The organism is Cohnella terricola (genome assembly GCF_007786475.1).
In the GTDB taxonomy this organism is placed as follows: Bacteria; Bacillota; Bacilli; order Paenibacillales; family Paenibacillaceae; genus Cohnella; species Cohnella terricola.
Window position 1 is genome coordinate 146,228 of record NZ_VNJJ01000009.1, and the last position, 13,785, is coordinate 160,012.

Sequence of the window (13,785 nt, forward strand, 5' to 3'; positions counted from 1 at the left end):
CCATAATTTTGGGGGGGACTGTCGATGTTTGCACTAGAGAAAATCAATGTTCAAAATTATCGCAAGTTCATAAACGAAGATATTTTTCTAAATAAGATGCTTACTGCAATCGCTGGCTCTAATAATGCAGGAAAAACCTCCGTTGTGGAGCTGATGTCCAATTTATTAACTAGTCGTAAGGACTCAATTACAATAGATGATTTAAATCATACTGCTCGAAGTAATGACTTATTAAAGATAATGGGGATCTACAACGATCAAAGTTTAGATAATGAAGGTAAACTTGAACGATTACAATTAGTAATTAAAGAACTGAACAGCATTCAAATTTTTATTACTGTTAGTTACGACCATGACGATTCATTAACTTTATTTAATGGTTTTTTATCGGATCTAGTAGAGTCTAAAAGAAATTATTATTTTTGTATAGAATATAAATATAAAAAATCAAGAGATCGTGATGTATTAGAAACTATAGAAAAGAAGAGAGATATTGTAGAACACTTCTCTACATTAGAAACTTTTATTTATTATTGCAATGAATCTGCAGAAGAACGAGTGTTAATAAATAATAAAGAGGATTTCTACAAACTATTTAATTATCATTGTGTTTATGCGCTTCGAAAACTTTCGGATACATCTGAAGAAAAGCAAAACCATCTTAGTAAACATCTACTCAAGACAGTAAAGAATCATGAAAATTGGAACACTAGCATTGGCCAATTGATTGATGGAATTAACGAGCTATTGAGAACTAATAATTTATCTGAAAAGCTCGATGACATTACTATAGATGCTATCAAGCAGACACTTGAAGACTTCTCAAAAACGAATGGTGGGAACACTGGAAGATTGGGGATAGATTTCTTACTTGAAAGTAAAGATATTGAAAAAGTACTATTGGAATTCACTAAGATTTATTTTGAACAAGATGGAGGAGGAAGGATAAAGGAGCAGAAACAAGGATTGGGATATAGCAATCTTATTTATTTGTTATTGGAGACACAATTATTTAAAGAGAAACTTGATAAACAAAAAGTAAATTTACTAGTTTTTGAGGAGCCAGAAGCGCATCTTCATCCTCAGATGCAAAATGTGTTCATTCAATATTTAAATAGGCTCAATATATATGATTCAGTCCAAACGCAAGCTAATGTGCGTCGTGATGTAAGTGCTTCAAAAAGTGATAATTTATCCGGCTTGCCTGAAGTTGCTGCGACTTCACCTAAGAGATTATCAAATGAACCAAATGGATCAACGAATTTTCAAATGATGATAACAACTCACTCAAGTGAAATGGCGAAGTCAGTTGACATATTCGGGATACGTGTATTGAGGCCAATTAACCACTTGGAAACAAAAGTATTCGATCTATATAGTTTCATTGCAGGATTGCATAAAAACGAAAAAGACTTCTATTTGAAGTTTTTCCAATTTAATATGGTGGAAATGATATTCGCAGACAAGTTGGTATTATTTGAAGGAGATGCGGAAAGATTGTTGTTAAAATATCTCCTTTCAAAGGATTCACAGTTTTTAAAGTTATCATCTGAGTATATTTCATATATTCAGGTTGGTGGTGCATTTGCTCATAATTACTTAAAATTAATCGACTTCTTGAAAATACGAACTTTAATCTATACGGATATTGATTATAAGTATGAGAGCTCAGATTTGGATGAAGATCCTGGAAAGCTAGTGACGGAAATACTCAAAAGGAAAACATCAAATAAGACAATTGAGTATATCACCGGTGAGAATGTGATTAGAAGAATATTTAAAAGCCAAGTTGATAATCAAGGTGTTTATAATAATAGCCAATTAGTATGTCTAAAGTTTCAAACACAAAAAGATGGTCTTGCGCGTACTTTAGAAGATGCGATTTTAAGTAAATTGCTTTCAAAAAAAACAGTGTTTGAGAAAATCAGTAAAGAAGATTTTAATACATATATTGCTTCTTATAATCTGCATTTATCAGGGCCTCAGTCATCTCAGACATCAATTAGAGATCGGATTGATAAATTACAAAATAAAACAGACTTTATGTTTGCACTAATTGCCTCAGATCATATCCTGAAAGCAGTACCACAATACATACTGGAGGGATTAATTTGGCTGCAAAAATGACATTTACAAATCCTTTTACAGTAGTTAATGCTCCAGCTGGAAGTGGTAAAACCACTTCGATTTCAAAGAGTATTAAACAGCTTATACGGCACTCAAATAAAAAAATATTATGTATAACATTTACAAATAGAGCAGCAGAACAGTTGCTTAATAGGATAGATGATGAGCAAGTTGAAGTCAGTACAATACATTCATTCATATCCAATTTCTTGTCTACGTTTTTTGAGAAGCGGGAAGTAGTTGATTTATACGTTGAAGTATTTGGCTCCGAGATCGTGAGGATTTTAAGTAGCTCAAAAGAGAAAGATATAGAAAAAATAAGAAAATATAAAAATAAAAAAGATATTGAAGAAGACGAGATAGTAAATTTGCAAACTGTAATAGCAAACATAAGAAGCATTTATTACAACGAAACACAATTCACTTCTCACCTATATGGGGGACTATCGCACGATGATCTTCTCAGATTCTCTAGAGAAATATTCAAGCGATTTTCAAAGATTCGGAATGTAATTACACAAGCATATTCCCACGTCTTTATTGATGAATATCAGGATACTAAACATGAGATCCTTGAACTATTTTATTACTCATTAATTAGTACCTCAACAAAGCTAGTATTAATGGGAGATGAAATGCAACAAATTTATAGTGAGACGGTAAATGACTTCCAGCATATTATTGAAAAAGATTTTTATAAGGATAACATTTTAAAAAACAATTGGCGATCACAGGAACACATTGTAAATGTCTTGAACAACTTGTATTTTGATGAGAAGTATAAGCAGATTGCGGTAATAGGCGGTATTGAGAAACCAAAGGTGCATATAATTAAAACCTTAAATGAGGCAAATACTCAAGAAGGAGCATTACAGTTAGTTTTACGAAATCAAGAGCTATTTGAACAGATAAATGCAATAAATCTTTATAATGCTTTTGAGGAAAGGTATGCATTCTATGATAAGTATAATTCGAAACAAATAATAACTGATATGACCTCTGAAAATCCAGACGAATTAATGGCCATATTGATATTTATTACTGATATTATTGGTTTCTTTGATACAGGCAGACATAGTCAACTAATTAGAAGAGTATCTCAATATAAGTACTCAAATAAAGCTTTATGGGATATTCACAAGCATGAAGATAAGGTGAAAATTAACAGCTATTTAAGAGCATTGAGTCAAAAGATCAAGGAAGATATGAATATAAATGAACTATTTTCTTTTTTAGCTGAGATCGAACTAATTGAAGATGGATATATTGATGAGTTAAGACATGCAATATCGGAGAATGAAGATTTTGAAAGGAAAATATTGGAAATAAAATATGCTGAATTTAATAACTGTTATCAGGAATGTAAGCAGCCGTCAGTTTCTACTCAGCACGCAGTAAAAGGTGAAGGTCACGATGTAATTGCATTAAAATTAGCCGATTCATCATCACTGAATGTGCAAATGTATCTGTTTTTAGAATTGTTGGCAAAGGATATTTTTGATTATAAAACTCTAAAAGGAATTGTGAATCAAATAAATGCATTAAAGACAAAATACTCTGAAATAATCGGAGATAGTTTATCAGGTATTAAAACAGACGTCTTTAAAGAAAAGAAGGAATTGTTGGATCAATTAATCGGTGACATAATTTACGTTTTAACTGAAAATGAGGACTTGCATAACTTTCCATTAGTAAAAGATAGTTTTCAAAGGTACCGCCAAAGCTCTAATGTAACGAATTTTAAAAAGTGTATTTCAGTTGTTAATAAGCTAGAAGGAAGCATACTTGCGTATAAGTTGTTTTATGTTGGGTGTTCACGAGCAAAAGAGAAATTAGATGTTTATCTATGTGAGGATAAAATACAAGGGTTTATAACAGAATTTTCATCGAAAATGGAGCGGTTTGGGTTTGAGGTTATTAATGAAACAATTCAAGCTAAGTGACCTGAAATGTGGATCCTGCACATGGCCAAACTTACTGGGACTTGTTGATGTGCCTGTGGTAATTGATGTTTCAATAAAAAACGGGGTCGTTGAACCGTTTTTTGCATTGCTTCAATGTAAACAAAGGCAATAGTTATCAATCGTGGATATGTGCTGACTACTGCAACTGGGATCAACGAGGGGTCTGTCAATAATTTTGTGTAAACTCTCTTATATGAATCTCCCCGAGGGGAGATTACACCCTCACGGTAAATGCTGACCAATTCTTTCGGGATAAAAGACGGATAATTGTAGGAGAATTTAACCCCAGTTCTGCACTCTGCCAGTCCACTTTCGTAGTACGTCCATGGTGGCCAGGTACAGCATCTTAAGGAGTGCCTCATCTGTTGGGAAGATGCTTTTCCCCTTGGTGACTTTACGCAGCTGGCGATGGTAGCTCTCAATCATGTTTGTCGTGTAAATGAGTTTACGCATCTCTGGAGGGAATTTGAAGAACGTCGCTAACTCATCCCAGTTATTTCTCCAGGAGCGAATAATGAGTGGGTACTTGTTGCCCCAGGCTTCTTCAAAGCGGTCCAGCTCCACTAAAGCAGCTTCTTCTGTTGTGGCTTTGTATATTGGCTTCAGATCTGCTGTGACTTTCTTCAGGTCCTTGTAGGAGACATAACGCGTCGAATTACGGATCTGGTGGATGATACATTTTTGGATTTCAGTCTTCGGATAGCAAGCAGAGATTGCTTGTGAGAAACCCGTTAGGTTGTCGACGCAGGTGATGAGGATGTCTTGCACACCGCGATTCTTAAGGTCATTCAGGACGCTGAGCCAGAACTTCGCAGACTCGTTTTCACCGATCCACATGCCCAGTACATCTTTGTTTCCGTCCAGATCAATGCCGATAACCATGTAGGCTGCTTTGTTCACGATAGCACCGTCCTGCTTCACCTTGTAGTGAATAGCATCAAGGAACACGACCGCATACACAGCTTGCAAGGGTCGATTCTGCCATTCCTTGATGAGTGGCACGATTTTATTCGTGACATTCGAGATCATCGTCGGCGATACATCAATGCCATATATCCGGTTCATGTGATCTTGAATATCTCGCGTGGTAACACCCTTGGCGTACATCGCAATGATCTGGTCTTCGATACCGGTCACACTAGACTGATGCTTCTTGACAATGACAGGCTCGAACTCGCCGTTACGATCACGGGGCACTAGAATGTCGAGTTCACCATATTCGCTGATTACAGTCTTCTTGGTCTTACCATTACGACTGTTGCTAGTCGTTTTACTTTTAACGTCGTGCTTCTCATAACCAAGCTCCGTATCGAGTTCAGCCTCGAGCATGGATTGCAGCGTTTCCGCAAACAACTCTTTCAACGCAGATTGTACATCATCCATCGTCTTCAGATTGTTGTCTCGTACAAATGCTTTCACCTGATCCTTGTTAAACCGGGCCATTTGTGTCATCCTCTCAAATCATCCTTTCTCTTAGTGTAATTTATTGATTTGAGAGTTTACACAGAATATTTTACAGACCCTCAACGAGATCTATTAGCTTATGCATTCTATAGTACATAAGGTCTAAAGCTTTCTTATATTCTAATCCGCGGGATCATTCGTGGCGCAACGTTAAATGCGCCAACGGATGATCCTTTTTTATTTTATCTCCGCTTTCTCCTCGATAAACGGCTTAAATGCCCGTACTTCAAACCTTCTTCCGGTACTCGAAAGGAAGACGCCGCATAGGATGAGCGCCAATCCCGCCAGCAAGCTCCATCCGATCTTCTCTTGAAGCAGGATCGCTCCCCATATCATGCCGCTTACGGGGATCAGATACGTCACCATCGTCGCGATCTCGGGGGTTCCTTTTTGGATCAAGTAATAAAACAGAATATAGGCGATACCCGAACCGAACATCCCCAATCCCAACACGGCGATGGAGTTCGGAAACGAAAGCAGCCTGGAAAAGGGGATATGCTCGGTTGAAAAAGCAGTTATGCCGCTTCCCGCCATGCAAGTAAGCAAAGTACAAAACGTGATTTGATACATCGAATAACGATTGGAAAGACGTTTGGATAGATGCGCCCCGATCGCATAAAACAAGGAGGCGACAATCATGCAGACAAATCCCGTGATCTCCACGGATACGATGGAAACGGGGTTTATGTCGAGCAAAATAACAATTCCGATCACGGCAGCGACCATTCCGAACCACTGACTCGAGTTAGCCTTCTTCTTGAAAAATAAGAGGCCGAGCGCCAATGCCCATAACGGAGTCGTCGCGTTTAACACGGAGGCCATACTGCTGGTTAATCGAGTCTCGCTAAATCCGATCAAAGCCCAGGGGATCGCCGTATTGATCAAAGCCATAACGATCATGGGAATCCACGGAATCGTTCTGAATCCGAAAGTTTTCTTGAACATTAGCATAACCATCGTTATCGTCGCCAAGCCGAGCGAAGACCTCAAAAAAGCTATCGTCCAAGGACCGAAGTCCGCAAGCAGCACTTTGATAAAAAAATAGGAACCTCCCCAAATCAGACTCAGCAGCATCAATACGAATACAATCGAACGTGACATCAAATTCCTTCCTTCCATTGCCATCTTTTTGTGGTTATGATTGAAGATATAACGAATCTGACCATGGATAAATGGTCAGTTTTGATACATTTCAAAGGACAGTTGGGCGGTGCTTTTGATGTTTGATATTTTGCTATCGATTAGGGAGGAATCCGAGTCTCCTCTTTATTTACGGATATACAAACAGATTCGGGAGCGAATAACGTGCGGGAGCATCCTGGGCAATACGAGACTTCCTTCCGTAAAAGCGCTCCAGTTACAGCTAAATATCAGCAAAACACCGATAGAAACGGCTTACCAAATGTTATCCGCAGAAGGATTCGTATATAGCAAACCGCGATCAGGATACTACTCGGTTAATATGGGCTCAGCTTGTTCTCCGGGAATCGACATGCCATCCGATGCAGGCACCCTGCAATCTCCCGAACAGCCGATGTTGAGAGAGTACGCGATTGATTTCCATCCGGGATCGGTGGATCATGATATGTTCCCGATCCGAACCTGGAAGAGAATGCTCAATCTTGCCCTGGAAGATTATTCGCGAAGCATCGGCAAGTCCGGGGATATGATGGGAGAAATCGGATTACGCAGAGCCTTGGCCGATTATTTAAGGAGTTCTCGAGGGGTAGCGTGTTCGCCGGAACAAATCGTTATCGGCACGGGAATCTCTTCCAGCATGGATCTGCTTGCTAAATTAATAGACGGTATTGATCACGTGGCCTACGAAGAACCGGGCTTTAAACAAGTAAGAGATCAGCTTCTGTCGCATGGCTATCGCCTCATCCCGATCCCTGTCGACAGCGAAAGCTTTCAAATCCAATCGTTAGAAGACAGCAAAGCTCATATGGTCTACGTAACGCCGTCGCATCAATTCCCTACGGGGAGAGTCATGCCTTATGTCGAACGGGAGCGTTTGCTTCATTGGGCGAACAAGGGTCATGCGTACATTATCGAAGACGATTATGACGGTGAATTCCGTTATTTCGGCAAGCCGATTCCCTCGTTGCAAAGCATCGATCGGCACGGCAGGGTGATCTATATCGGAACGTTCTCCAAAGCGTTTACGCCTGCGCTTCGCATGAATTATATGGTTTTGCCCCAGAGCTTCATGAGCAAGCTAACGAAAATGAGCTCAGGTTTATCCTGTCCGTCCCGTATTGAGCAATGGGCTATGCAGGCCTTCATAGAACAAGGGCATTGGTATCGCCATATTCGCAGAATGCGGAATAAATATAGGAGAAAACACGATCAAATCATCGAATGCATACGGGCGATGTTCGGAGATAAGGTGGAAATTACGGGGCATAGCGCTGGGCTGCATATTCAAATCACCGTAAGAACGGAACTCGGGGCCAATGATCTGCTTATGCTGGCAGCGGATAAGGGCGTTCGGGTGTATGACTTTAGACAAATGTGGATGAAGCCGAATGACGCAGGATATCCCAGGATTTATTTGGGCTTTGCTGGCTTAAGCGAATCGGACATGGATAAAGGCATTCGATTGCTAAAAGAAGCTTGGTCCGATATTTTGATTTGATCTCATCTGACTTGCGGATATGTCGATAAACTGACCATTTAAGAATGGTCAGTTTTCCTTTATATTTGCGATTAAAAGGAAAAGAGGGTGAAGATAGATGGAAAAACAAATCAACTTAAAACATAAGATAGGCAAAGGAATTTCGCCTCGACAGTTTATCGAGGGCATGCGGGTTAGGACGATGGAGCTCAGTCTGATCCCAAATACGAAGGAAAGAATGATCGCCAATTACGAACATTTTACTTGGCCGAACGAAGAGGATAGAAAGTTTTTCTCGGGCTTGGGAGAACATTTTAACCTGGTCTGCTTGATTCTGTGCACGGATTGGTGTCCGGACGTGATATGGAACGTTCCCGTATTGTTTCGTACGATGGAGGAAGCCGGAATTCCGACCGAGGTATTAATTATGGAGGATCATATGGAAACGATGGATCTGTTTCTGACGGACGGGGGGCGCGCCCAACCGATCGCGATATGGGTAGAGTCGAGTTCCGGAATCGTTTTGGGAAGATGGGGCGCGCGGCCTGCCTATATTCAGGAGGTCATGGATCGGTTTAAAAGAGAAAATCCAGATAAAGAAGCTTCCGACTATCAAGAGAAATTAAACGGGACATACCGTGAAATTGGGGGTCTCTATCATAACGGATTGCAATATCAAAAGGTCATGATCCAAGAATTAAAGGAACTGCTTGCGTCGTTCGGTCAAGTTGACTGACAATCAAATAGAGGAGCGAATTGCGAACCGACGGTCAAGCGGACGAGAGGTCGATCATGCTACAGTAGAGGTGCGGAATCGAAGGCGGACACGTCGGCGATTTGGTCAAATTTCACTACAAGGAGCGGGATCACCGAGTGAAGACGTTTATGGACGAACACTTTCTACTGCAGAACGAGACGGCGAAACGGCTCTACCACGACTATGCATCCAAGCAGCCGATCATCGACTATCACTGCCACTTGAATCCGCAAGAGATTTATGAAGATAAACGATTTGGGAATCTCGCCGAGATCTGGTTGTACGGCGACCACTATAAATGGCGTGCGATGCGGGCGAACGGAGTGGAAGAAAATCTAGTCACCGGGGGACCGGGAGTAGAAGATTATGACCGTTTCCTCGCTTGGGCGAGAACGGTTCCCTCGACGCTCGGCAATCCGCTATATCACTGGTCTCATCTGGAACTGAGAAGATATTTCGGCATCGAAGAGACGATTAACGAGAAGAACGCCCCGGTCATCTGGGAGAAGGCGAATGCGATTCTGAGATCGGAGGGCTTCTCCGTCAGACAATTAATCCGGGAGCAGCAAGTGAAGGTCATCTGCACGACCGACGACCCTACCGATTCGCTGGAATACCACGAGGGAATCAAAGAGCTTCAGGAATTCGACTGTCTCGTGCTCCCGTCGTTCCGTCCGGACAAAGGACTGGAAATCCGCCGGGAGACGTTCCTGCCTTGGGTTCGCAAATTGGAGCAGGTGTCCGGCATCCAGGTCGAAACGTTCGAAGGTTTCCTGGCCGCGCTGGACAGCCGGATCGACTTCTTCGCGAAAGTAGGCTGCAAAGTATCGGATCATGCTCTTGATCAAGTCATGTATGCCGATACGACCTTCGAAGAAGCTTCCGCCATCTACGCGAAGGCGTTAAGAGACGAGACTCTGACGCTTGAGGATGAGCGGAAATACAAAACGTACACGCTGACGCATCTGGGTGAGAAATACAGCAAGCTTGGATGGACGATGCAGCTGCATATTCACGCTTCCCGCAACAACAACGCCAAAATGTTCGCTCGCCTAGGGCCGGATACGGGCTTCGATTCGATTCACGACGGAGAGCTTGCCTATCCGCTGACGAAGTTGCTTGACGCCATCGACGCCAAAGCCGGTCTGCCGAGGACGATCCTTTATTCGCTGAATCCGAAGGATTACGAAGTTCTCGGGACGGTGATGGGAAGCTTCCAAGGCGGCGGAATTCCCGGAAAAATTCAACTCGGTTCGGCATGGTGGTTCAACGACACGAAGGATGGCATGCTGAGACAGATGAACGTTCTGGCGAATATGGGGCTGCTTGCCCGTTTCGTAGGCATGCTGACCGACTCGCGCAGCTTCCTTAGCTTCCCGAGGCATGAATACTTCCGCAGAATTTTGTGCAACATGCTCGGAGAGTGGGTCGAGCAGGGCGAGGCTCCGAATGATATGGAGCTACTCGGAGGCTTGGTGGACGATATTTGCTACAAGAATGCTAAAAATTATTTTGGTTTCTAAGGCTAACTGTTTCCGACTTCGCCGTCTTTATCATGAACTCCCCGGTCTCCCGGATAGCCGCGGTCCATACCTTCGTGCAGTTCTAAATTTTCGTAGCCGAACGCGCTGGAAGCCCGCTGATCGCTCTGCCATGGCGTCGTTTTGCCTAGCGATTGCGTAAGGATGGGGGCGCCGTAAGGACCTTCGGGAAATTCCTCGGGGATCAAGTCGTTGCGCTGCGATTCGACTGTGGCGAGATCGCCCTTATGTCGCTTTTTCTCCGAACGAAACGGAAACATGCTGAAACCTCCTGACGCCAAGTTGATTTCGTTAGCATGTCCGTCTCTTTCCGCAATTAGTCGGTAAAATTGACCGCGCCCAGCACCAGCGTCAGAAATTGGGCAAGATCGGCGGCCTCTTCTTCGTTAATCCGGAACACCGATTCCAGCACGCCTTCTTCCTCCAGGTCGTCCGGGCCGAGGATGGCACTGCGTCCGTGCATCAAATCGGTGACTAACTTCTTGCCGTAGAACCGGTTCGTCGTTAAGATGGCGAGATCGAAACGCTTTAAGTTCGGGGTCACGAACGTGACGTAGCGGGTTGATGTCTCTTCCGTCGAATCCGACAGAAAATCAAAATCTTTTAAGTTCATCGATGAAGTCCTCCTAACGTCGCGGTGCTTGTTTTATTATATCGGATCAAAGAAGTCTTGCCTAACCTGGATAATTTTGATAATCTGAGAATGTTCATGTTAGCTCGATTGAGGAAGCACCTCATCGCCGACCGGCGAGGGGTGCTTTTTTGCGTTTTCCGAACCGGCATTGCGCTTGAACGCTTAAGAATACGCCGTAGAAGCGGCCAAGGAGGAATCGGAATGCAGATCGTTTTTTTGAATCAATTCGAACGAATAACGGGACAGGAAGAGGAAAGGGCGCATGTGTTCATCGGCGAGCTTCAGGGCGTATGGACGGCCGGATGGCGCGCGCTTCGACTTGCGGCATCCGAAGTAGAGGACGTATGGTACGAGGGGATGAGCTGGGAGGAACTGCTTGCGGCATTTCGCCATGGCGTCGCCGGCAAGATGAGAGAAGGCTTCAAGCCGTTGCTCGACGGAATGCTTGAGGAAACGCCGTTCTGGGAGCGCAGTCCGGCGCTTCCTCAGCTCATGCAGTGCTACGCGGATTCGCAGGAAGCCGAAGAGGCGGCCGCGGCGCTTAGAGCCTGGAGAAGGACGAAGGCCACGGAAGAGAAGAGAGCGGCGTATTTAATCGCGACGAATCGGGAATTGCAACTGCTGGCCGTATTTCTGCCGCAGACGCTAGACGAATTGGCGGAAATTCCCGGCTTCGGGAAAGTAAAGACGGAGAAGTACGGCAGCGAGATCGTGGAGCTGCTCGCCGGAACGGCAAGAAGCCACACTTATCCGCTGCAGGAATGGGTGCCGCTGGCGGTTAGCGAAACGCAATGGTCGGCTTGGCTGTTCCGAATCAAGGAAGAGAAATACGGCAAAGCGCTGGCCGGTGTGAAGGAGAAACGCACCCTTCTGCAAGCGATTCGCGAAGGCCGCACGCTCGTCGAATTGGAGAACGAGTTGAATTGTCCGAGACGCAAGTTGCTTGAGAGGATTGAGCGATTGGACGAGGAAGGTTACGATGTGCTCCCGGTCGTCGAGAAGGAATTGTCCGAGATGGCTTCCGAAGAAGCGCTGCGTATCGAACGGGCGATCGGGGAATTGGGGGACCGCTATTTGAAACCTCTGCTGCGCAAAGTATACGGAGAGACAGGCTTCAGCGATGAAGATCTGGAGAAGAATTACGAGAAACTCCGCATGATGCGCATCCGCCATAGAAGGGTCGTTATGAAGGCAGTCTAGGCGGCAACGAGAAGAGGGAGGCTCTGGCGTAAACGCCATAACCTCCCTCAGGGATTACCGCTCATAACCAATCCTTCTTTCGGAAGAAGTAAAACATTCCTGCGCCGATAAGGAACATAAAGGCTAGCAATACGACCGAGCCTTTGCTGTAGTGCATGCCGGGAATGTAATCGAAGTTCATTCCGTAGATCCCCGTGATGAACGTCAAAGGCATGAAGATCGTCGTCAGCGCGGTAAATACGCGCATGATTTCGTTCGCACGGTTGGCCAGGCTGGACTGGTAAGCTTCTCGTAAGTTGCCCATGAGATCGCGATAGGTCTCGAACGTTTCGTAGATTTTGACCGCGTTCTCGTGGATGTCGCCGAAGTACTTCTGCAGATCGTTATCGATGAGACGAAGATCCTTCTTATTAAGCGTCGCGATCAGATCGCGCTGCGGGCCGAGCGCTTTTTTCAGCCACAGAATTTCGCTTCGAAGGCCGATGATTTCGGTCAAGTGGGATTTCTTCGTATGCATGAGGATATCTTCTTCAAGGCTTTCGATCCGCGCTTCGATTCGGTCTCCGACCGAAAGGTAATTATCGATGACAATATCGACGAGATGGTACAGGAACCGATCCGCCGTGTCGACTTCCTGTTCCCACAGAATCGGCTTGACGCTGCGAAGCTCGTTGATTTTCTGGCGGGTGACTGTAATCAGGTAATGGCGGCCGAGAAACATATTCAGGGCGCGCAGGAAAATTTCCTCGTCGTCGAAACGGATGCTGTTAATGACGACGAAATATTGGTTTTCGTAAATTTCCAGCTTGGGACGCTGCTCTTCCTCCGTAAGGCAATCCTCTACGGCCAAGTCGTGAAGCTCGAACAAAGGCTGCAGAACGACGAGGTCGTCTACATCCGCATCGATCCAGTAGAAGCCTTCCTTAGGCGGCAAAAGCGTTTCGTTAATATCCTCGATCGGCGTAAATACGCCATTGTTAACCAATCTGATTTTCATTGGGATTCGCTCCTTTTGCATGTCCAATTACGTTCATGCAGAAGCCGCCCCGCCGAATAAGCGTTCTTAGCCGAGGAGTCCGGACAAAGAATGCTTTCCCGATGCGGAATACGCTCCTGCGTTCCATATGCGATTTCCGACGGGCTTCGGTTTATCGCCTTCCATGTCCGGCTTCCCCCCTTTTTTGTCCAATCCGAATTGCCGATAATTGCTGTTGACGTGTTAAGTATAATCCCCATCCCCCAGACCTTTCAAGGAGAAATTAAGCAGAAACGAACAAGGATCGGTACCTTGACTGCCCCTTGATTTTCGGGTACATTAAGGATAGTTTTCCCGACAATCGAATAGAAATGGCCATCTTATCAAGAGCAGGCGGAGGGACTAGCCCTATGAAGCCCGGCAACCGGCGTATCGCTTAGACGCACGGTGCTAATTCTTGCGGAAACGTTTTGTTTCTGACAGATGAGAGGGGCGCGCGTAACGT

General features: G+C 44.2%; 11 protein-coding genes and 1 riboswitch. Of the genes, 6 read left to right on the plus strand and 5 right to left on the minus strand.

Annotated elements, in window-relative coordinates:
- The first annotated feature begins 24 nt into the window (after window positions 1–24).
- Window positions 25–2,127, plus strand: a complete 2,103-nt coding sequence (locus FPZ45_RS16685; RefSeq protein WP_144704244.1) for an AAA family ATPase — start codon at window positions 25–27, stop codon at window positions 2,125–2,127.
- Window positions 2,112–4,070, plus strand: coding sequence for a UvrD-helicase domain-containing protein (locus FPZ45_RS16690; RefSeq protein WP_144704247.1), 1,959 nt, complete (start codon window positions 2,112–2,114; stop codon window positions 4,068–4,070). Before FPZ45_RS16685 ends, FPZ45_RS16690 begins: the two co-directional genes overlap by 16 nt.
- 300 nt (window positions 4,071–4,370) lie before the next feature.
- Here the strand turns inward: FPZ45_RS16690 and FPZ45_RS16695 are convergent, their stop codons facing one another.
- Both FPZ45_RS16695 and FPZ45_RS16700 read right to left on the minus strand, forming a co-directional pair.
- Entirely contained in the window at window positions 4,371–5,534 is a 1,164-nt protein-coding gene (locus FPZ45_RS16695) for an IS256 family transposase (RefSeq protein WP_144704351.1), read from the minus strand.
- Window positions 5,535–5,732: 198 nt separating this feature from the next.
- The gene (locus FPZ45_RS16700; protein WP_144704250.1) at window positions 5,733–6,656 is read right to left on the minus strand and encodes a DMT family transporter; all 924 of its coding nucleotides are present in this window, start codon (window positions 6,654–6,656) and stop codon (window positions 5,733–5,735) included.
- A 118-nt stretch (window positions 6,657–6,774) separates the two neighbouring features.
- Here FPZ45_RS16700 and pdxR point away from each other — a divergent pair, with 118 nt between their 5' ends.
- From pdxR to uxaC, 3 genes are all read left to right on the plus strand, one after another.
- Window positions 6,775–8,193 carry a MocR-like pyridoxine biosynthesis transcription factor PdxR gene (gene pdxR, locus FPZ45_RS16705; protein ID WP_144704253.1) on the plus strand — a complete coding sequence of 473 codons (1,419 nt, stop codon included), beginning with the start codon at window positions 6,775–6,777 and terminating at the stop codon, window positions 8,191–8,193.
- A 97-nt stretch (window positions 8,194–8,290) separates the two neighbouring features.
- Window positions 8,291–8,908, plus strand: a complete 618-nt coding sequence (locus FPZ45_RS16710; RefSeq protein ID WP_144704256.1) for a thioredoxin family protein — start codon at window positions 8,291–8,293, stop codon at window positions 8,906–8,908.
- Window positions 8,909–9,045: 137 nt separating this feature from the next.
- Window positions 9,046–10,452, plus strand: coding sequence for a glucuronate isomerase (uxaC, locus tag FPZ45_RS16715; protein WP_144704259.1), 1,407 nt, complete (start codon window positions 9,046–9,048; stop codon window positions 10,450–10,452).
- Between the two features lie 2 nt (window positions 10,453–10,454).
- On the opposite strand, the gene FPZ45_RS16720 is transcribed toward uxaC, so the two are convergent.
- Window positions 10,455–10,730: a hypothetical protein gene (locus FPZ45_RS16720; RefSeq protein ID WP_144704262.1), complete on the minus strand. Its 276-nt coding sequence runs from the start codon at window positions 10,728–10,730 to the stop codon at window positions 10,455–10,457.
- Between the two features lie 56 nt (window positions 10,731–10,786).
- Window positions 10,787–11,083, minus strand: coding sequence for a DUF3055 domain-containing protein (locus FPZ45_RS16725; RefSeq protein WP_144704265.1), 297 nt, complete (start codon window positions 11,081–11,083; stop codon window positions 10,787–10,789).
- Window positions 11,084–11,305: 222 nt separating this feature from the next.
- Between FPZ45_RS16725 and FPZ45_RS16730 the strand changes: the two genes are divergently transcribed.
- Window positions 11,306–12,304: an HRDC domain-containing protein gene (locus tag FPZ45_RS16730; RefSeq protein ID WP_186438432.1), complete on the plus strand. Its 999-nt coding sequence runs from the start codon at window positions 11,306–11,308 to the stop codon at window positions 12,302–12,304.
- 61 nt (window positions 12,305–12,365) lie between these two features.
- On the opposite strand, the gene corA is transcribed toward FPZ45_RS16730, so the two are convergent.
- Complete coding sequence (corA, locus tag FPZ45_RS16735) at window positions 12,366–13,301, minus strand: magnesium/cobalt transporter CorA (protein WP_144704271.1); 936 nt, start codon at window positions 13,299–13,301, stop codon at window positions 12,366–12,368.
- Window positions 13,302–13,657: 356 nt separating this feature from the next.
- Window positions 13,658–13,770: riboswitch (SAM riboswitch) on the plus strand.
- Window positions 13,771–13,785: the final 15 nt, after the last annotated feature.